Below are 23,637 nucleotides of genomic sequence, written 5' to 3' on the forward strand. Positions count from 1 at the left end.
CAGTTTTACACCACTTGGATTTCATTACTGTTTTCTTCTTCGTTTTTCGTTTTATATTCATTAATGCCGATAACTCCTGCTGCACGATCCTTTTCTTCTAATTCCAAAGCTTTCGGAACGGACAGCCAGTAAGCAAGACCGATTCCAATCGCTCCGGCAGATAGCTTACCGACAATGATCGGTAATATTAAGGAGGGCTGAAAGTTGGCTGTGAATGATAAATGATCGCCCAATAGGAAGGCCGCACACACAGCGAAGGAGATGTTTATGACCTTATCCTTCGGCGGCATATCTTTAACAAGCTTGAACATTGCTAATATATTGGCTACCGTGGCTAATATCCCTGCACTCCCAGCTTTACTCAACCCAATTTTCCCTCCCATCGCTTCCAAAGGCTTGCCTGCATATTTTTGAATCAGGTAAATCATTGGAAATGCACCTGCCAGCATTATCCCGATATACCCCGCCGTTTCCAGGGCACGGAACTGGTCTGCCTTATCGGCCATGATCGGATGGAAACCCCAAGCACCAAATACTTTGGAAAACAATCCCGTGAAAATTTCAACGATCGAAAACACGAGTACTAGTTTAATCGCGGCGTCCAATATTTTTCCAAACCACATGAAACCTTTGATCATCAAATCCGGTAGGAAATAAAGGCCTAACGCGAGCAAGACCACAAAAATAAGAAGAGGGGAAAGATTCAGGGCAATTTTCAAATAGCTCAACGCGAATTCGTATGTAGAATCCGCATTCGTGGAAATCACTTCGCGGATTTTCGAATTCGTTGCCACCACCAGCACGCTTGAGATAAAAGCGCCAATGGGAATCGTCAGGATTCCTGACATGACACCAAGTGCCATGTATTTATGATCACGCTTCTCCAGCATCGCAAGCCCCATTGGAATTGAGAATACAATCGTTGCCCCAGACATGAAGCCGACAATCATCGCCATAATCCAGCCTTCATACGATTCCTTCAGCTCGGCCGCTAATTGGTAGCCCCCCATATCCGTCGCCAAAATCGTTGTTGCGGCGAGGGCGGGATCTGCACCGATCGCAGCGAAAACCGGGCCGCATACTGTATTGATGAACCATGATAAATAAGGGATCGAGGCCATGATTCCAGCTGCCGGGATAAATATATGGCCAACGGTATGCAAACCTTCCATGAAATGTTTCCCCAAGCCTTGCTCACTGTCTTTAATCGATGCAATAGCACCGACAACGGCACACACCATAATGATATAAATAACGAATTTACCTACCATCTCCATACATATTCCCCCTGAATTCCGATTTGATTTGGCCTATCGACTTTTAAAAAAAGGGTATAAAAAAGACGCCTCTTATAGCCCAAACTTAGGTTACCCGGCAGAAATGCCTGCCTACAACCAATTTGGTCCATCAAAGCGCCATTGCTTCATCTATTTACTTGTTTTTGATCATTTGCAATGATTCGTCGTGCCACCGTCTCCATGGAAAGCTGCTTATCCATGCTTAGCCTTCTCAGCTTATTGTAAGCGACTTCTTCCGTTACATTCTTCCTTTTCATGATGATACCTTTTGCCTTTTCAATGACTTTACGATTTGTGAGAGTTTCATCCAATTGAGCATTTCGTTCCTGATACTTCTTTGTATTGGCTGCTTGCAGCAAAGCTATCTCCACTGCCGGAATCAGATTCGCCTCCGTAATTGGCTTTACAAGATAACCTACGATATTCGCCCGCTTCGCCTCATCGATATATTCACGCTGACTGAATGCGGTTAAAAGCAGGACTGGAATCTGAAAAGTATTGGATATCACATCGCTAGCCTTGAGCCCATTCATTTTAGGCATTTTGATATCCATCAAAACCAGATCCGGCTGTAGTGCATGTGCCAATTCAATTGCCTTCTCGCCATTACGTGCATGTCCAACCACATCGAAGCCTGCATCCTTGAGCATGATCGTTATATCAAGCAGAAGTATCGATTCATCCTCCACGACCAAAATCCTCTTGACCACTTCTCCCACCTACCTCTTGTATGGAAATCTTACAGAAGCCAGGGTACCTTCTTTAATCCGATGAATCGAAAACTCCCCATCCAAATCGTTTTCCACCGTCATTCGGATGATATCCAGCCCCAAAGAAGGTTTCATAGCAGGTGTATACCCGATGCCATCATCTCTTACTTGAATTTCCAATACAGGTTCATCCTTTTGCAAGCATACGGTAATCTTCCCTTCCGACCCTTCCTTGAAAGCATGCTTCACACAATTATGGATGAGCTCATTCACTACCAGCGCGACAGATATGCCAATGTCGGAATCAATGGAATGAAGCTCACCATTATATTCAATGCTTAGGCATTGACGGGCATGACCCTCCGTATGAACAATCATATCGCCTATTTTCCTAATAAGCTCCAGCAGATCCACATGTTCGACCTCACTGCTTGCCAAAATGATTTCATAAACCGACGAGATGCTTAACACCCGGTTCAGACTGACCAATAAATGGGGCTTGATTTCTTCAGGGGCCCCTATCCTCATTTGCAGCCGAAGTAAACTGGCCACTGTCTGCAAATTATTCTTCACCCTATGATGAATTTCACGAATGGCTACTGATTTGCTAATCAGCTCTCTCTCTTTATCCCGCAGTTCAGTCAGGTCCCGGATGATGATGAACGTTTCATTGGAATTCTTATTGCCCAAATGGAATTTCTTTATTTGGAAAATCTTTTTACCAATGTTCATTTCCTTCATTAAAATGTCCTCTTTTGAAGCAAGAACATCGGCAAAGCCAGGAAAATATTCGAAAATGGATTCACCTAAGACACATTCCGTCATGCATATTTCCGATACTAGATTAATGGCAGAAGGATTCGTATAGACAAGTCGATTTTGATTATTAATCAGGAAAATGGACTCCTCGATAAATTCAGGAACTAAGGAATTCTGCTGATCTTGCCTATCAAACTGATTTGAAGTTTCAGGTTCTTCATCCATCACCTTTTCCATGATCAAAACGGCGATGACCCGATTGCATTCCCCCTTGATTGGAACGACACTTTGCTGGACCATTGCTCCCTCTTGAGTCAATGCCCGATTCACGAACATGTCCTTTCCGGTACGCAATACATAAAATACGGCCGGTTCAAAAGCCTCATAGGCAAATTTTCCGACAACCGGATGATCGTAAACCGAATTCACGGAATGCCCGCATGCCTCTGCCACGACAATGGCATGCTTCCCTTCACGCACCGGACAATCAATAAACACATTCGCTTTATTCAAATTGGCTATCAACGATAAATTCGTTGATAGGTTTTCAAGAATTTGAATATCACTGTCCAGTAAAAGAGTATGCAACTCACATAAATCTCGGACAGTCATTGTCCGTTCCATAGGCAAAACTCCAATAAACGTTTATTCATGGATATTATTATTGATTATTATAGATATCGACCCTATTTTTGTCAATATTCAAAATATTCTAATGTAATGTATTCTAACATAGATAACGATATTTAAGAAGATTGATCCACATTCTTATCAACTCACTTGTGGAACATAGTTACCATCTTAAGTCCATATATTACTACATTTGCTTTTTGCAAGGTATTCAGATCCCTCATGAATTCTACCTCTTCTGGTTATAGTAAAAAAGAAAATAACGAAGGAGGTACATTCCATGAAAAGTTCAAAGGAGTTTGTTGAAAGCATTCAAGAGCAGCAAAAAAAGGAAGAAGGCAATATGCGCCGTCAAGGTAATGGGAATCCCGCTCAGAAATTACCGAATAAAAAACATTAATCAAGTCCTTCTTCAAAAGATCCCAGCCTTAAATTTCAGGCTGGGATTCCTTTCACTCCGATGCACTTTTTTTCTTCTTCATCTCTTCGATTTCTTTAGAAAATGTTTCTTCTATCTCATTTTTATTTCCATATAAAAAGAGGTTATCCCCTAATTTGATTTTATACTCATATAGCTCTTTTCTGATTTTCACTTCTCCGCTTTCAATAAATAAAATATTGATGTCGGCTCCATGTGATATGACATCATAGGCTTTGACGTCGATGAACTCCGAGTCCTCATAAATATCGATCTCCATGACCACGTCTTCATCTTCTAAAAATAGGACCTCTTCTATCGGGTGTTCCCATAATTCATAATGATTGTACATTTCACTTTTCATCTTATTCGATAATCTATTATTCAGGAATGGAACTTTCACTAAAACGGTTAAAACCAGCAGTATTCCAATAATGATGCTTAACTCCATCAAGCGTAAATCATCTGTAAGCAATGTACTGATCGATGAAATGATGACAGCAAGCGAGAATGCACCAAATAAAATTAAGAACATGCTTATTTTCCTTCGAACGGGGTGATCGATAATGGATTTTGACTCGTCAGTTGTAAAACCAGTGCCCGTCAGCATGGAAATAACCTGAAATCTTGCCACTGTGCTTTTTAATCCAGTCAATTTCATCAAGGTGACCGATATTTCAATAACAAGAACAATGATTATAAAATAAAGCAGCATAAAAAGTAAATTCATCAACATGATCACTTCCTCATCTATGGTTTACCCCAATCCCGTCAAAAGAAAGCATTCGTTGTCTCTTCAAGTCTCCACCAATATATTCACTTAATGCAAATAACTGACACGAAAACAAAAAACACAGTAAGATCCCATTGAATCTTACTGTGTTTTATTCCTTTATTCTAATCGGATTCCTATTTCTGTTCTAATCTTGCTTTTCAGGGGAAACCCGATTTCTCAAATGGTCTTCAGCAGCAATTTTTTTAACAGCGGTGTAAATTGCTCTGGCAATTCAGCTACACTCGGAATCATTAGGCGTTCTTTGCCATAGATGTTTTTCATCGTCATCTCTTCACTTTCATCGATGCCTCCATCGGCTAAAAACAGGCCGATGACTTCGATGCCTTTTTTTCTGGCTTCCGAAACAGCAAGATGTGTATCGACAATGCCATTTTGATCATAATCGGCAGCTGCCGGCTCACCATCGGAAAACACGAGCAAGAAACGGTTTTTTTCGCGTCTTTTTTCCAATTCCATTGCGGCAACCCTGATACTGTATCCGTCCCGGTTATCTTCCTCAGGTTCAAGCTGCATGATTTTAGCTCCTGAGTTTAGATAAAGAGAATCAGAATGGGATTGAATCACATGGAAGTAGTTTGGCTGATATCCTTCTCTCACTTCATTTGCATCTTCCCAAAAGCCTACTATCGAGTGGGGGATCCTTAATTTCTTCAGTACTTCATGAAACAGGACCACCCCTCGTTTCGTTTCATCCATCTTGTTATGCATGGATGCCGAGCAATCGATAAGCAATGTGAATACGGCATCCATTTCATTTGAATCCTGGTTCTTTTTATAAAAAACCCGAGGATTCTCTTCAAATACAAGCGGCAGTAATTTCTTTGATAAACGGCCAAAAACCAAATCTTTTCTAGGTGCGTTCTTTTTATTTTCCAGTGTTTTTTCAATTGTACTGGAGAGTTTTCTCTTAAACGGTTCGATATCCGCAACAAACTCACGGTAGCGCTTCTCTTCCGTAAGTGTTGGTACTTTTGCTTCCTTGATTACCTGAACCACGTCTTTATTTTCTTCACCAAATGGATGTTCACCGCTTTTACCCATATTGGTTTGTTTCTTCTCCAGCGTTTCTTGCTGATTGTATTCCTTTTGTTGACTTTCACCCGATGAACCCTGGATCGAAGCCAGTGCTTGGTCGGCATCTTCCGCTTCCCGGGCACCTCCGCCCATCAGGCTTGTTTTCGTTCCCTGCTCCAATTCAAATTGGAGAAACGTCGAATTACTCTCGCCGTTCTTGTTCTCCCGATGCCAAGTCGAAAATTTTTCATCAATGAACTCACTTTTTTCTTCGTCTGCATCATCTGTATCATCGTTCAACAGTTCATCATTTCTAGTCAGTTCATCAAATAAGGTATTTGCTTTATACTTTTCCACACTTGCAATGGGGAAAATGAAATATTCATTCATCGTATCCTCGTATCCATCATTGATACGGAAAACGATTTGCTCGCAAATCCTTGTGATATCACTGGTTTTAGTAGCTTCAAAGACCGAATGGATGAACGGTTTGAGCTTCTCCAGTTCTTCCAGCTGCCTTTCATTGGCTCTTGGAAAAATCGGATCCGGCCTGTCAGATTGAAGCAGTAAATATATGAGGCAGTATAATTCATCCAGTGCAAAACTTCTTGTGACATTCGTCGCCAATTGGCTTTCGAAATATTGTTTAAGGTAAGCCCCCCTTACCGAAAACCATTTTTTCGTGCCTGGCCTTTCTTTCTTCACCAATTCTTCCAATCGCAAATCTTCCAGCAAAGCGAATAATTGGGCTGCAAACTTCGGAAGTGAACTTTCCCCGATGCTGTCCTGGTACTCCTTCATGCTCTGGATTGTCGTATGATGCAGCGTGCCTATCGTTCTAAGGAGCACGTCCGTTTTCAATCCCGCTTCCTTCACTTCCTTATTGCCATTTTCCCAAAAATGGCTAGCTGTGACCTTATTCTCGATCAGATCAATGAAGGAGCCATAATTGTATTCGAATTCCAGCTCAGGAATGCCGGATAAAACAGTCGAGAGATCCTGAAGCTGTAAAAAAAGAGCCGTATCTATTATTGAATCATTGAACCGGATATACTTCATGAGGCATTCTCCTAGTTAGAATAATGTGTCAGCCAAGTTCTTCACGAACTCACGCTCCCGTTCCTCGTCCAACTTATCCACAATGGAACGAAGAATCGCCCGTTTCGCCGGGATCAACACACTCAGATCGCAAGCATCAAGCAAAGCCCTGATCGATGCCGCATCTTCAGCCACCTTCCCTTGATTCACGGCATTTATCAAATCACTCGACAGTTTAACGAACAAATCAATACTTTTTGGGTCCTCCAGCTTTGTATTGGTTTCTATCAATTGCTTTAACTGCTCCCCTTCGATATAAGGAACTTCAATGACGACAAACCTATTTTTTAGCGCTTCATTCAGCGGCACTGTTCCGACATACCCTTCGTTGATTGCAGCAATCACATTAAAGCCTTCTTTTGCCGTTATGACTTCATTCGTGAACGGATTCGTTATCGTCCTTCTGTAATCAAGCACGCCATTGATAAGCGGCAGAGTTTCCGGTTTTGCCATGTTGATTTCATCTATATATAGGAAGTGACCGTGATTCATCGAATTGGTCACTGGTCCAGGTACGAATTCTATCACTTGTTTTTCCTCTTTGTAAGCCAGCGTCTTGAAGCCCAATAAGCTTTCTGCATCCAAGTCGACTGAGCAGTTGACGCTGAACATCGGCTGGTTGAATAAGTTCGATAATGTCTCGGCAAACTTTGTCTTTCCAGCCCCTGTCGGACCCTTCAAAAGGATATTCTTTCCCATGCTCAAGGCCGTGATGGCATCCACCATCAACTCCATCTCGGGAGGCAGATATCCGCCGCTCCTGATCAATTCCTCAAATTGAGAAGGATTCTTTTTGCTTGCTTGTAATATATTTGCTATTTCTATTGGTAGTCGATTGATCATTATGTTCATACACCCCTTTCTGAACATTTTAAGGCTCTTTCCCATTAAAAACAAACACTAAGAAAAGGAGCTGTCATCAAGACAGCTCCCAAACTGTGGATAAACTCGGAATAAAACGAGTTTCCCCTGCAGTTTTTCATTCTGAAATCCGCTCCCTTACTCCGATACCAAGACTCATCAAAGCAAATTGCGTGTCACAGATTTCTTCAATCCAATAAGAGTTTCATAAAACAATAAAAAACCATAGAACTAGTTCGCTGCAGTTTTTTATGTAAAATACGTTCCTGCCTGATTTCTGAAATCCACTCCCTTTCCGCGGATGCCCAGCCTCATCAAAATAGGGGCGGGGTATCACTTTTGTAGACAAACTAAGGAGCTGTCAGCAAGACAGCTCCTTTCAAGAATCGATGTTAGTGAATGATATCCCTTAATAGGCTTCCTTAGGGTCACCTTTCAATAGGTATACCATGTAGCCCAATACACCGCCGATGATGGCAGGAATTATCCATCCCACCCTACACTATATAGTGGAAGGTATTGAGTGAAAAGGTCCGAAACGGCATCCATTTTAATGCCTGATGCCACTATTCCATCCATTATGCTGATGATGGCCGTTAATAATAAGCTTCCTAAATATACCTCCGATTTCCCTTTGAATAAGGAATGGAAGAACGTTAGGACAATCAAAACGATCGCCACGGGATAAAGCGCCGTTAACACAGGCACTGTAATGGAAATGAGCTTTGTCAAACCTACATTGGCAACAGCCGCACTGAAAACGGAGAAGATGACGACATATGATTTATACGATACAGCAGGCAGTATTTTATTGAAATACGTAGCACAAGCCGTTATCAAACCGATGCTTGTCGTCAGGCAAGCAGCGATCACAATCAACCCTAACAACACGGCACCAGCCGGTCCGAAAAAATGATTCGAGGCTTGAGCCAAAACGTCTCCGCCATTACCCAGTTGACCGAGTTTTTCCACACTTGTTGCCCCGACATAAGTTATGGACGCATAAACGATCACCAACAAGGTGGCAGCAATTAAGCCGGCTTTCAAACAGAAGCCTAACACTTCTTTTCTTGATGTTATCCCTCTATCTTTGATCGCGTTGATGACGATGATCCCAAATGCAAATCCGGCCAGCGTATCCATGGTCAAATATCCTTCTTTAAACCCCTTGAAGAAAGAATTATCTGAATATTCCGCCGCTGGTGACTGGATTTCACCCATTGGGTTAATAATGGCGACCACAATGAGAATCCCGATGAAAATCAATAATAAAGGTGTTAATATTTTTCCGACGATATCGAGCATTTTTGATGGATTGATGGATAACAAACAGGCAATTCCAAAGTATATGATCGTGAATATCAGCAATGGTAAAAAACCGACATCATTAGATAGGAAAGGTTTAATCCCTATTTCGTAGGACACACTCCCCGTTCTTGGAAGCGCGAAAAGCGGTCCCAAAGATAAATAAAGAACGACTGTGAAAATGATACCGAATAACGGGTGTGCCCTGCTTGCAAGCGATTGAACATCATTTTTCCCCGAAAAACCAAATGCCAATATTGTAATGAATGGCAATCCAACACCAGTAATGATGAACCCTAAACTGGCCGACCACAAATTGGTCCCCGCGGATTGACCGAGCATGGCAGGGAAAATTAAGTTTCCTGCACCAAAAAATAAAGCAAAAAGCATTAATCCTGTTACAATGACAAAAGATAGCGGTGCTTTCTGTGACATATAGAGCCCTCCATTGATTTGATTATCTTAACGAAGAAAAGTTGTCCATCAATTTCCGGTAAAAAGTGACATGAACTTCGAACCATTCTACTTATCTGTTAAAATGGACCTTCATGAAACTATGAATCATCCATAACTCTTCTTACTATAAAATTCGGCGGAACGTTTGTCAAAGCTATTTCATTCATTATTCGGAAAAATCTTTCTTTTCTTACTTCTTTCCAAGAAAACGAGAGAGGCATTTAGATTCAACAGGAAATTTGAGTAAAAAGTACCGCAATTTATTTTGCAGGAAAAATGTTTTAATATTTAACCAAACTATAAAAAACAAGAATATAGGAGGTAAACATGAATACTGAAAAAGAAAAGATGGTGAGCGGGAAACCTTACATGGCCGCTGATCCGGAATTAATCACAGATAGGGAAAATGCCAGAAAGTTGACCCGGTTATACAATCAGACAACGGAAAGCGAAGGGGACGAACGAACTGCACTGCTGAAACAGCTTTTAGGTTCCACTGGGCTAAATGTATATATTGAACCCACTTTCCGTTGTGACTATGGATACAACATTTCTGTCGGGGAAAACTTTTATGCTAACTTTGATTGTGTCATTTTGGATGTTTGTGAAGTGAAAATTGGCAGGGACTGCATGTTGGCTCCCGGAGTGCATATCTATACAGCCACACATCCGCTGGATCCCTTTGTACGCAGTTCTGGAGTGGAATACGGAAAGCCGGTTACGATAGGGGATCATGTATGGATTGGCGGAAGGGCCATCATCAATCCCGGCGTTACAATAGGGAGTCATTCCGTCGTCGCTTCAGGGGCCGTCGTAACAAAGGATGTTCCTGAAGGCGTTGTTGTCGGTGGAAACCCAGCGAAGGTCATCAAGCATATTGAAGGAATTAAATAAGCAGAGCCCACTCCCCCTGAGTGGCTCTGCCTCCTTTTTTTCGTTAAATTTTCTTCAATGCTTCCGCGATTGCAATATCGCCAGAGATTAAATCAAAAGAACGCTTGTAGGTATTTTCTTCAGTCAATGACGCAAGAATCGTTCGAGCCACATCTTCACGGGCAATCGAACCTCTTTCCAATTCCTCGGCGGCTGTCACTTTTCCCGTTCCCGGTTCATTGACCAGACCGCCAGGCCGAATGATCGTATAATTTAAATCGCTTTGTAACAATGCCCTATCCGCATAGTGCTTTGCCACATAATACGGTTTGATCGCTTCATTCCAGTTTTCGCGATTATTGGCCTGAAAAGCACTCACCATAATGAATCGGTCGATTCCCAAGCTTTCTGCCGCTTCAATCGTTTTAACTGCACCATCCAGATCAATCAACAGCGTTTGATCAGCACCGGTGCTTCCTCCGGACCCTGCTGTAAACACGACGGCATCACAGCCTTTTGCCGCATTCGCAATCTCATCCACTGATCCAGTTAAACTGACGACCGCAGATTCAATTCCACTTCTCTCTAAATGCTTACTTTGCTCTTCTTTGCGAACCATCGCCCGTACACTATGATCCCGGCTATCTTTTAATAAATCTACAAGCTGTTTACCGATCTGCCCGTTTGCCCCAACTACGAATACTTTCATAAAGGTCAGCTCCCATAATGGTTAGTTTGGTTTCCATTAAAATTATTTCATGGACTCAGAGCATTATCAAACAATCAGCCCGCCGATTCTGCTTTAACATTGGAAAAAGTTTGGCAACCACCCTTATATATTTTATAATAAGAACAATACGTGTTCTTCGGAAACACAAAGGGGAGGTGTAAAGATGGCAATAAGAATGTTAATGCCACCTTCTGGAGCGTCTCATGCAAAGCCTAGTATTGGAGGCGATACTTTGCATGGGGTTGAATTAAGCTAAACTTAATCGCCCGCCTTATCATTTCTAATATTCGGCTTTGCACCTTATTTCATTCTTAATAAAGAATAAGGGGCTGGCAGAAATGAAATATGTAAAAGCGACGGCCGTTTTACCTGAAAAGCTGATCGTTGAAATTCAAAAGTATGTGCAAGGTGAAACCATATATATCCCTAAACCCGAAAAGGCCCATCACAAATGGGGAACCCGTTCGGGATCAAGGGAATTGATCGATGACCGGAATGCCTGTATAAAATATGCATTCAAGGACGGGCATACCATCCATCAATTAGCAGAGGAACATTTTCTCTCCGCGGAAACCATCAAGAAAATCGTATATTCTAAATAAGGATTACACGGGTAGCACTGATAATGATATCAGTGCTATTTGTATGCAGAGTATGTTTCTTAGCCGTTTTCCCCCTTTTAAAGCAGATGCAATTTATGTAAAGTAAAGAGAAACGGTAACACTTGCAGAAACAGGAGTGAAGAAAATGGAACCTTTTATCAGGAGCGAGCAGTATAACTTCATAAAATCCCAAACACAAATTCTCATAAATGGACACGCGACTGCCAACGATAAGGATGTGATCAACACCCTGAAAACAGTCGCCAAAGAAAGAGTATTAAGCTTATTCAGTGACTTGAACGAAGAGCAAAAACAACTGCTGGACCCAGTGGATACCATCAAAGATCCCGCACAAGCCGAAGCCTTTCTCTTACAGGTGAAGCCATTTGTGATCCCATTTAAAGAAGTAACCGAAAAAACGATAAAAAAACTATTTCCTAAAGCAAAGAAATTAAAAACCCCTTTGTTGGAAAACATCGACTTGAGAGAGATCTCATACCTAGGATGGGATGATGTCGGATCCGGAAAGAAATTCATCATTGCCCCCCATCATCATAAACTCACCGGATTGCATGGAACCATTAAACCTGCCAACAAAAAAGGGATCTGTGCCATATGCAGCCGCTTTGAAGAAGTAGGGATGTTCATGTCTGAAACAAAAGGAACCGTCCAAGGTACATTCATTAAAAAAGGGAATTACATTTGCCTGGACAGTATGAAATGCAACCAGAACATAAGCAATTTGGATAAAATGACCGACCTCATCGAGCGGCTGAAATAATACTGAAAAGCAATCCTTCAATGGCGAAGGATTGCTTTTTGTCCTTGTTAAAAAATTCTCATTTTGTCCTGCCTATGGAACTCTAGTATAATGGAAGCGATACATGAAAGAAGGAATGATATATTGAAAAGCAAAATGAATCAGTTGTTCGAAGATCAAAAAAACATTCATGTGCTGTATTCCTATAATGAAATGGAAAATTACATTAAACAAGTTTTAAGTTATATCCAAGATGGCATCATGGCGGGAGATTACGTCATTCTTGTTGAAAATGACCGTATTTACCCCATTATTCAAAAAGAGCTGAGCACTCGGCTAACGGAAGATCAAATGGAGTTCCTTCATTTTGTGAACAACTTCGATTTCTATTGTTCAAGCGGCAGTTATCATCCTCCTGCAATCGAAGAATACTTTAATAAAATGGTACAGCCCTATGTGGAAAATAAAATCTCTTTCCGATCATGGGCACATGTGGAATGGGCAACCCTGGAAGAGCCGCTGCACATCATAGAGGAATTTGAGAGAACAGTAGATGAAGCTGTAAATCTACTGTCGTTTCCATTAATTTGTGCGTACAAAGGTGAAAGGATGCCAGACTACCTTAAAACCATATTGTTGGAAACACATCCTTATGTCCTAAAAGACGATGATATCATCATCTGTGAACAATACTTGCCACCTAGTTTGAAATAATAATACACAACACGCTTAGGAATCTCCTAAGCGTGTTGTTTCCGTACATTATTGAAAATTTTTGGGTTAGCTACTCTTTGGGTTTTGTGCTTTACATGCGAGTTTCGGCGCTTTACTCGTGAAATCAGGGCATTTACTCGTGAGTTTCGGCGCTTTACTCGTGAATTCGGCGCTTTTACTCGTAAGCACATTTTTCCCACCACACAAAAAAAGAAGCGCCATAATGGCACTTCTTTTTTTGAAATTAAGGCAATACCGATGCGCCCATCAAGTAGCGGTCCACTTCTCGAGCTACTTCACGGCCTTCATTGATGGCCCAAACGATGAGGCTTTGCCCTCTCCTTGCATCTCCGGCAGCGAAAACCCCTTCGACATTGGTTCTGTATTCGCCATAGACGGCATCAATTTTTTGATTGACTGTTTCTACGCCAAATTGAGTTAATAGCGGCATTTCCGTTCCTTCAAATCCGATTGCGATGAAAACGAATTGTGCAGGCCATACTTTTTCAGTTCCAGGAACTTCCCTGAAAATGTACATTCCGTCATCGCCTTTGATTTTTTCCATGGAGATTGTGTGCAGTTCTTTTACGTTGCCATTTTCATCGGCGACGATTTTTTTTGTTTGGATTGAATATTGACGCGGATCTGCACCAAATTTCGCTTCCGCTTCTTCATACGCATAATCAAGGGAAAAGACATTCGGGTAGGCTGGCCACATATTATCAGATGTACGGGCCGTCGGAAGGATTGGATGCTTCCCGAATTGTACGACGCTCTTACATTCCTGGCGAAGGGCAGTCGCGACACAGTCAGCCCCTGTATCCCCGCCGCCGATGACGATGACGTCCTTCCCCTTAGTGTCTAAAAACTTGCCGTCTTCAAAATTGGAGTCCAGCAGGCTTTTAGTCGAAGTCGTCAAGTAATCCATTGCAAGGTGAATGCCTGTTGCTTCACGTCCTTCAATTTCCAGGTCACGCTGCTTTTGGGCACCTGTGCAAAGGATGACTGCATCATACTGATCTTGCAGTTCTTCGGCTGTTATATCTTTGCCTACTTCTGTATTGGTAATGAAATCGATGCCTTCCTGGGTCAATAATTTGATCCGGCGTGCAACGACATCTTTTTCAAGCTTCATGTTCGGGATGCCGTATGTCAACAGCCCGCCTGCACGGTCTGAACGCTCATAAACCGTGACCGAATGACCTGCTTGATTCAACTGGTCGGCACTCGCCAATCCTGCCGGCCCTGAACCGATGATGGCAATTTTCTTGCCGGTCCTGCTTTCAGGGATGCGAGGCGTGATCCAGCCATTTTCAAATCCTTTATCGATGATGGTCCGTTCAATGTTCTTGATGGTAACGGCAGGATCGCTTATCGCTACCGTACATGACCCTTCACAAGGGGCCGGGCAGACGCGCCCGGTGAATTCAGGGAAATTATTCGTTTTCGATAAACGGTCCAATGCTTCTTTCCATCTGCCGCGATACACCAAATCATTCCACTCCGGAATCAGATTATGAATCGGACAGCCCGTTGTGACTCGGTTCAATTCCATGCCCATATGGCAGAAAGGGGTGGCGCAGTCCATACACCGAGCTCCCTGTGTACTTAACTTTTCATCAGAGAAAGGAGCTGTATACTCTCTCCAGTCGTTTAAACGAGTGAGAGGATTCCGGTCTTTTGGTTTTTCTCGCGGATAATCCATAAATCCTGTTGCTTTTCCCATCTTTCTCTCCCCTTCCTTACTGCATCACAGCTTGTTTAGTGATTTTTTTATCTTGAACGGCATTTGCTTGAAATGCACTCATGATCGCTTCTTCATCCGTCAGCCCTGCACGCTTCTGCTCATTGATGCTTTTGATCATCCGTTTGTAATCTTTCGGAATGACTTTTACGAATTTCTTAGCGAAATCCTCCCAGTTCTCCAGTACATACGATGCTTTGGCACTTTCTGTATAATGAAGGTGGCTGTAAAGCATTTCTTTTACCTCGTTGGCATCATCCATATTATCAAGCGTCTCGAATTCTATCATTTCACCATTGCATAATGCCTTGAATTCTTCTGCATCATCAGCAAGTACATAAGCGATGCCGCCTGACATGCCTGCCGCAAAGTTTTTGCCGACGTCGCCCAGGATGACCACGCGTCCGCCTGTCATATACTCACAGCCATGGTCTCCAATTCCTTCAACGACGACATTGACTCCACTGTTCCGTACGGCAAATCGTTCCCCTGCACGGCCATTAATGTAGGCCTCCCCGCTTGTTGCACCATATAAGGCGATATTTCCGGCAATTACATTGTCCCCGGCCTCGATCTGATTGCCAGAAGGTGCCGTGACAATGATCTTTCCGCCAGATAAGCCTTTCCCAACATAGTCATTGACATCACCTGTCAAATACATCGACATCCCTTTTGGAATGAACGCACCGAAGCTCTGGCCCGCCGATCCCGTAAAACGAAGTGTGATCGTATCTTCAGGCAACCCTTCTTCACCATAGCGTTTGGATACTTCACTGCCGACAATCGTTCCGACCACACGGTTCACGTTTGTAATCGGGAAGCTGACATCCACCTGGGTTTGGTCATTTAAAGCAGGCTCCACAACAGGTAAAATCTCACGGATATCCAAGGATTCTTCTATTTTATGGTTTTGAGGAAGTTGATACGTACGAATCCCCTCCGGTTGGAAAAGAAGTGTCGTCAAGTCCAGATGCTTCGCTTTCCAATGGTTTTGCGCCCGCTCGCTCACTTGTAAAACATCAGTGCGGCCGACCATTTCTTCCAATGTTCTAAAACCAAGCTCAGCCATCGTTTCCCGGACTTCCTCAGCGATGAAGCGCATGAAATTCACGACATGATCCGGATCTCCTGTGAATTTGCTGCGAAGCTCAGGGTTTTGAGTAGCTACCCCGACAGGACATGTATCCAAATGGCAAGCACGCATCATGACACAGCCAAGGACCACAAGCGGTGCTGTAGCGAAGCCGAATTCTTCCGCTCCAAGGATAGCTGCCATGACCACATCGCGTCCCGTCATTAATTTTCCATCCGTTTCAAGGACTACACGGCTGCGCAGGCCATTCAGCATCAATGTTTGGTGTGCTTCGGCAAGGCCCAGCTCCCAAGGAAGACCAGTATGTTTGATACTCGTTTTTGGTGATGCGCCCGTACCGCCATCATACCCGCTGATAACGATGACATCTGCGGCTCCTTTGGCCACACCGGCTGCAATCGTGCCTACTCCTGCTTTTGACACAAGCTTGACGCTGATTCTGGCATCACGGTTCGCATTTTTCAAATCATGGATCAGCTGTGCCAGATCTTCAATCGAATAGATATCATGATGCGGAGGCGGTGAAATAAGGCCGACACCCGGTGTGGAACCACGGACCTCTGCGACCCAAGGGTATACTTTGTTTCCAGGCAGTTGGCCGCCTTCACCCGGCTTTGCACCTTGCGCCATTTTGATCTGAAGTTCATCGGCATTAACAAGGTAATGGCTTTTCACTCCAAAACGACCGGACGCAATTTGTTTAATTCCGCTGCGGCGGTCATCGCCGTTTTCATCCAGTTGGTAACGGCTAGGGTGCTCCCCGCCTTCACCGCTATTGCTTTTTCCGCCTAAACGGTTCATCGCAATCGCTAATGTTTCATGTGCTTCCTGACTCAATGAACCGAATGACATCGCGCCCGTTTTGAATCGGCTGACGATGGATTCCACGGATTCAACTTCATCTATAGAAATGCTTTGGCGTTTTTGGTCGAACGAGAATAAATTCCGTAAAAAACCGAGTCTCTCCTCATTTGCCAAGTTTGAATATTGCTTAAATAAATTATAATCGCCTTTCCGGCAGGCCCATTGCAGTGTATGGATCGTTTTCGGATTAAAAGCATGATGTTCCCCTGTTTTTCTCCATTGAAAATCACTTCCGCTTTCAAGTGTTTGGTCAAGGGAATCAGCTGCAGCTTTTCTATGACGAATCAACGCTTCATCTGCGATCGTTTCCAAATCGATCCCACTAAGCTGCGATGCCGTACCGCTGAAATAGCGTTCAATCACATCAGCACCGATTCCGACCGCTTCGAAAATTTGCGCTCCGCGATAACTTTGAATCGTTGAAATCCCCATTTTCGACATTACTTTTACGATGCCTTCCGTCAACGAGCGTACATATTTCCTCACCGTTTCTTCGTAGCTGATGGCCAAACTGCCTTCCAATACGGCCTGCTTATATGTTTCATAAGCAAGGTACGGGTAAATCGCATCCACTCCATACCCGATCAGGGACGCATAATGATGGACTTCCCTCGCTTCCCCGGATTCAACGATAATGCTCACTTTTGTACGGTTCCCATGACGGATCAGCTCCTGATGAAGGGCGCTCGCAGCCAGCAGGGAAGGTATCGCAGCCTTTTCCTTGCTCATATCCTTGTCAGATAAAATCAAAAGGCTTACTCCATCAGCGATTGCTTGTTCCGCTTCACGACAGATGCGATCAAGTTCACTCTCTAAATCTTCTGAAAATAAAGTGTGAATGACTTTGCTCCTGAATTCAGGATAGGCGTTTCCTTTCAACTGCTGCATTTGACCTGGCGTCAAAACAGGTGAATCCAATTGAATGCGGCGGCTGTTCGTTTCATCCGGTTTCAGCAAATCTCCTTCCGCACCGAGGAATGTCATCGTTGACGTGACGATCTGTTCACGAAGCGAATCGATTGGCGGGTTGGTTACCTGTGCAAAGGATTGCTTGAAATAGTTGAATAGCGATTGCGGGCGATCTGATAAGACCGCTAACGGAATGTCATTCCCCATGCTGCCCAGTGGATCTTTGCCTTCGTTAATGACCGGCAGTAAATATTTTTGGACATCTTCATACGTGTATCCAAACGCTTTTTGCCTGAATAACAAATCACTCAATGGCTCCCCTTCGAGCACAGGTTCTTCGTCACTTAATTGTACAAGCTGTTCGTCCAACCATTGCTGGTATGGGTTTTCCTGAGCCATTTCCGACTTGATCTCTTCATCGGAAACAATACGGCCTTCCTCTAAATCTATTAAAAGCATTCTGCCTGGGCTTAAACGATCTTTATATAATACATTCTCCGGCTCCACATCGATCACGCCGACTTCAGAGGAGAAAATGATGTAATCATCTTTTGTCACATAATACCTTGCAGGCCTTAAACCATTTCGATCCAGGATGGCACCGATCTGCTTGCCATTCGTAAAGGATATGGCCGTCGGCCCATCCCATGGCTCCATGAGCATGCTATGATATTCGTAAAATGCCTTCTTTTCCTTCGTCATATGCGGATTTTCCGTCCACGGTTCAGGGATCAGCATCATCGCCGCATGTGCCGGTTTACGCCCGGCAAGCACGAAGAATTCAAGTGCATTATCAAGAATCGAGGAATCACTGCCGTCTATATCAAGAATAGGCAGCACCTTTTGCAGGTCATCCCCGAATGCTTCCGAAACAAACTGCTGCTCACGAGCTTTCATCCAATTCACATTACCTCTAAGCGTATTGATTTCGCCATTATGGATCAGGTAACGGTTTGGATGTGCCCGTTCCCAACTAGGAAATGTATTCGTGCTGAAGCGGGAATGCACTAAAGCGAAAGCCGAAACGAAGGACTCCTGTTGAAGGTCAAGATAAAAAGCATCCACCTGCTCAGGCGTCAACAATCCTTTGTATACGATCGTAGCACTTGAAAGGCTGGCAAAATAAAAACGATTGCCGCGTTCACGAGCCCAGTTTTCAGCTTGTTTTCTGATAATGAACAATTTACGCTCAAAAGCTAAATCATCAGTCATCCCTTCGCTTGCCCCGATGAATACTTGGCGAATCGTCGGACATGTCTCCTTGCCGACCTCTCCGATTTTCGTTGCATCAACAGGAACCGTTCTCCAGCCTAATAACGTTTGGCCTTCTTGTTCGATAAATGCATTCAAACGAGCTTCTATTTCATTCCGTTCATCATCATTGTTAGAGAAAAAGAGCATGCCTACACCATAGCGTCCTTTTGCCGGCAAATTCATTTCCGGGCATGCCAGCCTGAAATATTCATCAGGAATCTGTACCATTAATCCTGCGCCATCTCCTGTAAGCGGATCGCTGCCTTGTCCGCCGCGATGATCTAATTGGCACAGCATATTCAGTCCTTGTTTGACGATGTCATGTGTAGCAAGCCCTTTTAAATGAGCATATAAACCGATCCCACATGCATCATGTTCAAATTCAGGATGGTAGAGCCCTTGTGCTTTTGGTATTTGATTGTATGTCATATTAATCGCCCCCATCGTATTCTTACACCGTTATGTCACTTACATTTATTCTAGGTTTTCAAATCGATATAAACAATATATAATTCTAGTAGAATCCATCTCAATTTGAGATGAATGGCAGGAGGATGAATAAATGGAACTACGACAATTACGTTATTTTGTTGAAGTCGCCGAGAGAGAACACGTCTCAGAAGCCGCAGAGCACCTGCATATCGCACAATCTGCAATCAGCCGGCAAATATCCAGATTGGAAGATGAACTTGGCGTTCTGTTATTCGAGAAAATCGGCCGGAATATCCAATTAACTCCAATTGGTAAAATTTTCTTAATCCATGCCAAAACGGCGATACAGGCGATTGAATATGCTAAATATCAAATTGAGGAGTTTTTGGACCCTGAACACGGAAGCATTAAAATCGGGTTCCCGACCAGCCTTTCCACCCATTTACTTCCTACCGTCATTTCCGCTTTTAAAGATGAGCAGCCAAATATCGGCTTCCACTTAAGACAGGGATCTTATTCCTCTTTAAAGGAAGCTGTCAAAAATCGCGAAATCGGATTAGCCTTTCTTGGGCCGATTCCGACAAACGATCCAGATATTGAAGGTCATATCCTGTTCACGGAAAACATATCGGCCTTACTTCCCATCACTCACCCTTTGGCTGAAAGAAAGAGTCTGCGCCTAAGTGATTTAAGAAATGATCCCTTCGTCTTGTTTCCCAAAGGATACATCTTTCACACTATTGCACTCGAGGCGTGCAAAGCAGCCGGTTTCGCACCGAATATCGCCTCGGAAGGTGAAGACATGGATTCCATAAAAGGGCTCGTTTCTGCCGGAATCGGAGTCAGTCTGCTCCCTGACAGTACTTTTTATGAAGTCATTCCAAGACTGACTGTCAAGATCCCGATCGATACACCCGAAGTCAAACGGACTGTCGGCATCATCACTCCTAAAAACAGGGACTTGGCTCCATCAGAAAAACTTTTTTACCAATTTGCCAAAAAGTTCTTCTCTGTTCTCGAGCAATATCAATAAAATATGGCCTTCTAAACGGTTAATGGTAATCGTAGATGGGACCAGTTCTTCCCATAAATATTTCTAGACAACTTGCCTATAGCCCACTGAACGAATAATGTATCAAGATTATTCGTTCAGGAGGAATTTAAATGCAACCCACCTATCCACATCTTGCTTGGCATGAAACACTCGAGCTTCATGAGTTGGTTGCCGCTCAGTCCAATGCCCTTATGAAATTTAAAAAAGCTTACCCAAAAATAAAAGACCCAATTCTAAAAACGATTTATAAGCAAACGATCGATACCCTTACCCAAAACATCATGGAACTGCTGCAATTTTACCCATTGACGCCTAAGACGGGCCAGGATGACGATGTATTAAGGGATGACGCATCGGCAGCTGCTGCCGGGGAATTGCTGGGCTTTGCCAAATCATCCATCAAAAATTACGCAATGGCGATTACGGAAACAGCCACCCCTTCCCTTCGAAAGGTATTTAAGAAACATTTAAATGGAGCCATCGATACCCATGCCAAGATATTCAACTACCTTTATGAAAGAAACCTCTATCCTGCTTACGACTTGAACCAATTGCTTCAAAGTGACGTCGATGTTGCTAATAAGGCTCTTTCCCAACCGTTCTAAATGCAAAAAAAAGGCAAGCATACGATTGCTTGCCTTTTTGCCGTGTTTCGATTCCAGTTTTCATTATAATGTTATAATATATAAGAATTGGTTTTAATTAGGTTGAAATTATTCAAGAGGTGAAAATCATGAAAAAGATCATTTTATCCATCATCATATCCCTGCTCTCACTTTCTTTAGTCGCCTGTAAGGATAATGATCCAAAATCCGAGAATAACCTTTCAGTTCCTGAGCTGACAGCAAGGGAAAAAGCCATCCTGGAGAATACAGCTGAACATTCCTTTCTTATCGATTTCAACGTTGACGATACATACAAGGAGATGTCCGTCTGGGTCGAAAAATATGAATTTGGTAAACTTGTTGAAGATGAAAAAGGCCGCATGACAACTGGGGTTGAAAAGAATGGGACAATCCTCTTCACCACCTCCAAAACGGATGAGGAACAAGATCAATCGATGTTCAATATCAGCATTCAAAACGATGGTGGAATGACTACAGCTACTTATCCTGAAACCATTGATGAAAAGGATTCGATGGTTTCGGGCAGTGCTGGCCAACTCAATATAAACAGTACAAAGAAGCTTGCATTGGCAAGTATATGCTACTCAAGCGGAAATGAAGGCATACGTTCACTTTCCACTGATTTTTATGGTGATATGGATGGCCATATGGAAGAGTTGAAGGAATACGATGTTGTCTACCTCCTGAGAAGTGAATTCACTAAATGAACTGACAAATGCAGGTGCAAGTTGAATCGAACTTGCACCTGCATTGTTTTTTTCATTCCGCCCTATTTACCGCATCAAGACCTCCCCTTTCAGTCATCTCCCTAGCCTTATAGTAATCCCAATTAGCCGCCCGACGAATTACATATATCCTGTATCAAGCTAGAGAAAAACTCATGCTTTAAGAGCAATTCAAGATCGAAGTGGTGGATTTGGCGATCCAAAAGCAAATGAGAGTCCGCTAAGAGTTGACCCCCATAAATTGACAATCTCTTATTATTCTCATCTCTATTAGTGAATTATTTAAAGTCTTTCACTTCTAAATTAATACCAGCTACTTTATCTTTGATACATTAGTTAAAAAAGGTCATTTAATGTTTGTCACAATTAATTCGACATCCATAAAAAGGGGGTTGAAAGAAGAGGCATTTGGGTGTAATCTTTAAAAATAAAAAAACGGAAAGAAGATATTTAATTGAAGAAAATCATCCTCCTCTTCGCAGCAGTAGTCATTGCGAGCTCTCTCGGACATCAAATAAACGGCGGATATATGGACCCTCGAAAATCCCGCCCTAGGTATTTACATTTAAAATAAGGAATCCGCCATTTTTGAGCTGGATTCCTAATATTTTCGGAAGTATTTAATCCCATTAAATTACTCACTATCCTCATTATTTCTCTCCAATAACAGGTCACTCTCATTTGATATATAACCATCTTTTCCCGTTTTATCGATATATACGTTATAGCCCTTTTTCAGTTCGATCACGATTGGCTTTTTCACTTTTTCGTCGATATCCCATTGAATCGTTTGCAAGCTTTCGGTTTCCGTTTCATCTTTTATATCGACAAACACTCCAATTTTATCGCTTGTTCTTGATAGTACATAATTCCCCGCTGGGATCTCTGTACCGACCACATAATGACCAGGATCTTTCATGATGATTTTTTGATTTTTTTTCACGACTTTTTCAAATTCAGAAGGCTTGAATTCAATCTTCCCTTTAATCGAGAAATTTTCATTCATATATGAAGGCTCTGCATGCAGTACAGCATTTTTGTGCATTTTATTGCCAGCAACTACAGCTTCACTATCGAGAGCTTTAATATCATAATAACCCTGATCGATATCTCTCCCGACAATGATGTTTTGTGATTCCAACACCTTATAGGAAGCAGCATTATTTTCCGTATTTCTATTAGCGGCACTCATCGCTGATGGAACAATGTACACTTTATAGATAAGGAATCCGCTTATCAATACGAGTAAAGTTAACGCGGCTATGCTTTTATTTAGAGTCAAGAACGATTCCTCCATTATCCATATTTACATACTCATCGGCTAATTCCTCCAGGTCCTGTTTATGATGACTTGTCAAAATGATGAGTGCCCCGCGTTCTTTCTCCTCTTTCAAGATTTGATAAACTTGAGTGACTCCTTCTTCATCGATTGCATTTGTTGGTTCATCCAATAATAAAATATCCGGTTTTTCAAATATAGCTTGGGCGACACTTAAACGTTGTTTCATCCCTAACGAAAACTTTCCGACCTTCATTTTTGAATCAGGATCAAGACCGACTCTTTTTATTGCCAATTCAATATCCTCATCAGTGGCGATATTCCTGATTTTTGATAATATCTTCAGATTTGTATAAGCGTCATATTGGTGCAGTAGCGAAGTGTTTTCAATAATGACACTAATATTAGCAGGAAAGGAAATATCTTTATGAAGGATTTTTTCGTCTATGGCAATTTCTCCTGAGCTTGGCATGATTAATCCTGCAATCGCTCTAAGCAGCATCGTTTTACCGGAGCCATTCCTTCCATACAAACCATAAATTTTCCCGCTGTTAAACTCATAATTGATATCATGCAAAAGTGTCTTCTTCATCTTTTTATGTAAAGAGCTAATTCGTATTTTTGTCATTGTGC

19 protein-coding genes and 1 pseudogene are annotated in these 23,637 nt (G+C 42.6%); 8 read left to right on the forward strand and 12 right to left on the reverse strand.

What is annotated here, in order from left to right; translation table 11 throughout:
* Positions 1–5 precede the first annotated feature (5 nt).
* The 3 genes from eutH to ACWF5P_RS17165 all read right to left on the reverse strand — a co-directional run bounded on the left by eutH (position 6) and on the right by ACWF5P_RS17165 (position 3,391).
* Positions 6–1,277 (reverse strand): ethanolamine utilization protein EutH, encoded by a 1,272-nt coding sequence (eutH, locus tag ACWF5P_RS17155; RefSeq protein WP_427575111.1) that lies wholly within the window; start codon positions 1,275–1,277, stop codon positions 6–8.
* A 146-nt stretch (positions 1,278–1,423) separates the two neighbouring features.
* The gene (locus ACWF5P_RS17160) at positions 1,424–2,008 is read right to left on the reverse strand and encodes an ANTAR domain-containing response regulator (protein ID WP_230178460.1); all 585 of its coding nucleotides are present in this window, start codon (positions 2,006–2,008) and stop codon (positions 1,424–1,426) included.
* A gap of 9 nt (positions 2,009–2,017) precedes the next feature.
* Entirely contained in the window at positions 2,018–3,391 is a 1,374-nt protein-coding gene (locus tag ACWF5P_RS17165) for a histidine kinase N-terminal domain-containing protein (protein WP_434167944.1), read from the reverse strand.
* 286 nt (positions 3,392–3,677) lie between these two features.
* Between ACWF5P_RS17165 and ACWF5P_RS17170 the strand changes: the two genes are divergently transcribed.
* Positions 3,678–3,797, forward strand: a complete 120-nt coding sequence (locus ACWF5P_RS17170) for a DUF4023 family protein (RefSeq protein ID WP_048686276.1) — start codon at positions 3,678–3,680, stop codon at positions 3,795–3,797.
* Positions 3,798–3,849: 52 nt separating this feature from the next.
* On the opposite strand, the gene ACWF5P_RS17175 is transcribed toward ACWF5P_RS17170, so the two are convergent.
* The 4 genes and pseudogenes from ACWF5P_RS17175 to brnQ form a co-directional block, all read right to left on the reverse strand.
* Complete coding sequence (locus tag ACWF5P_RS17175) at positions 3,850–4,551, reverse strand: hypothetical protein (protein WP_232783026.1); 702 nt, start codon at positions 4,549–4,551, stop codon at positions 3,850–3,852.
* A gap of 216 nt (positions 4,552–4,767) precedes the next feature.
* Positions 4,768–6,684 (reverse strand): vWA domain-containing protein, encoded by a 1,917-nt coding sequence (locus ACWF5P_RS17180; RefSeq protein ID WP_434167945.1) that lies wholly within the window; start codon positions 6,682–6,684, stop codon positions 4,768–4,770.
* A gap of 15 nt (positions 6,685–6,699) precedes the next feature.
* Positions 6,700–7,593 carry an AAA family ATPase gene (locus tag ACWF5P_RS17185; protein ID WP_452445102.1) on the reverse strand — a complete coding sequence of 298 codons (894 nt, stop codon included), beginning with the start codon at positions 7,591–7,593 and terminating at the stop codon, positions 6,700–6,702.
* A 400-nt stretch (positions 7,594–7,993) separates the two neighbouring features.
* Positions 7,994–9,324 (reverse strand): annotated as a pseudogene (brnQ, locus tag ACWF5P_RS17190) (branched-chain amino acid transport system II carrier protein).
* 348 nt (positions 9,325–9,672) lie between these two features.
* Between brnQ and ACWF5P_RS17195 the strand changes: the two are divergent.
* Positions 9,673–10,239: a maltose acetyltransferase domain-containing protein gene (locus tag ACWF5P_RS17195; protein WP_434167947.1), complete on the forward strand. Its 567-nt coding sequence runs from the start codon at positions 9,673–9,675 to the stop codon at positions 10,237–10,239.
* 43 nt (positions 10,240–10,282) lie between these two features.
* Here ACWF5P_RS17195 and ACWF5P_RS17200 read toward each other — a convergent pair whose 3' ends face one another.
* Positions 10,283–10,927: an SDR family oxidoreductase gene (locus ACWF5P_RS17200; RefSeq protein ID WP_101225542.1), complete on the reverse strand. Its 645-nt coding sequence runs from the start codon at positions 10,925–10,927 to the stop codon at positions 10,283–10,285.
* 359 nt (positions 10,928–11,286) lie between these two features.
* Between ACWF5P_RS17200 and ACWF5P_RS17205 the strand changes: the two genes are divergently transcribed.
* The 3 genes from ACWF5P_RS17205 to ACWF5P_RS17215 all read left to right on the forward strand — a co-directional run bounded on the left by ACWF5P_RS17205 (position 11,287) and on the right by ACWF5P_RS17215 (position 13,024).
* Positions 11,287–11,550 carry a CD3324 family protein gene (locus tag ACWF5P_RS17205; RefSeq protein ID WP_452445103.1) on the forward strand — a complete coding sequence of 88 codons (264 nt, stop codon included), beginning with the start codon at positions 11,287–11,289 and terminating at the stop codon, positions 11,548–11,550.
* 145 nt (positions 11,551–11,695) lie between these two features.
* Positions 11,696–12,331, forward strand: a complete 636-nt coding sequence (locus ACWF5P_RS17210; protein ID WP_230178470.1) for a FusB/FusC family EF-G-binding protein — start codon at positions 11,696–11,698, stop codon at positions 12,329–12,331.
* 123 nt (positions 12,332–12,454) lie between these two features.
* On the forward strand, positions 12,455–13,024 hold the full coding sequence (locus ACWF5P_RS17215; RefSeq protein ID WP_434167950.1) for an MEDS domain-containing protein: 570 nt from the start codon (positions 12,455–12,457) through the stop codon (positions 13,022–13,024).
* Positions 13,025–13,268: 244 nt separating this feature from the next.
* On the opposite strand, the gene gltD is transcribed toward ACWF5P_RS17215, so the two are convergent.
* Both gltD and gltB read right to left on the reverse strand, forming a co-directional pair.
* Positions 13,269–14,750 (reverse strand): glutamate synthase small subunit, encoded by a 1,482-nt coding sequence (gltD, locus tag ACWF5P_RS17220; protein ID WP_452445104.1) that lies wholly within the window; start codon positions 14,748–14,750, stop codon positions 13,269–13,271.
* Between the two features lie 16 nt (positions 14,751–14,766).
* Positions 14,767–19,317 carry a glutamate synthase large subunit gene (gene gltB / locus ACWF5P_RS17225; protein WP_434167952.1) on the reverse strand — a complete coding sequence of 1,517 codons (4,551 nt, stop codon included), beginning with the start codon at positions 19,315–19,317 and terminating at the stop codon, positions 14,767–14,769.
* 133 nt (positions 19,318–19,450) lie between these two features.
* Between gltB and ACWF5P_RS17230 the strand changes: the two genes are divergently transcribed.
* From ACWF5P_RS17230 to ACWF5P_RS17240, 3 genes are all read left to right on the forward strand, one after another.
* Positions 19,451–20,353 carry a LysR family transcriptional regulator gene (locus ACWF5P_RS17230; protein WP_076370054.1) on the forward strand — a complete coding sequence of 301 codons (903 nt, stop codon included), beginning with the start codon at positions 19,451–19,453 and terminating at the stop codon, positions 20,351–20,353.
* Between the two features lie 131 nt (positions 20,354–20,484).
* Positions 20,485–20,979: a spore coat protein gene (locus tag ACWF5P_RS17235; RefSeq protein WP_434167953.1), complete on the forward strand. Its 495-nt coding sequence runs from the start codon at positions 20,485–20,487 to the stop codon at positions 20,977–20,979.
* A gap of 128 nt (positions 20,980–21,107) precedes the next feature.
* Positions 21,108–21,707 (forward strand): hypothetical protein, encoded by a 600-nt coding sequence (locus ACWF5P_RS17240; protein WP_434167954.1) that lies wholly within the window; start codon positions 21,108–21,110, stop codon positions 21,705–21,707.
* Positions 21,708–22,359: 652 nt separating this feature from the next.
* Here the strand turns inward: ACWF5P_RS17240 and ACWF5P_RS17245 are convergent.
* Complete coding sequence (locus tag ACWF5P_RS17245) at positions 22,360–23,007, reverse strand: hypothetical protein (protein WP_434167955.1); 648 nt, start codon at positions 23,005–23,007, stop codon at positions 22,360–22,362.
* On the reverse strand, positions 22,994–23,632 hold the full coding sequence (locus ACWF5P_RS17250) for an ATP-binding cassette domain-containing protein (RefSeq protein ID WP_434167956.1): 639 nt from the start codon (positions 23,630–23,632) through the stop codon (positions 22,994–22,996). The genes ACWF5P_RS17245 and ACWF5P_RS17250 overlap by 14 nt, the downstream gene beginning before the upstream one ends.
* Between the last annotated feature and the right edge of the window lie 5 nt (positions 23,633–23,637).

This window comes from Peribacillus sp. NPDC055009 (assembly GCF_053608705.1).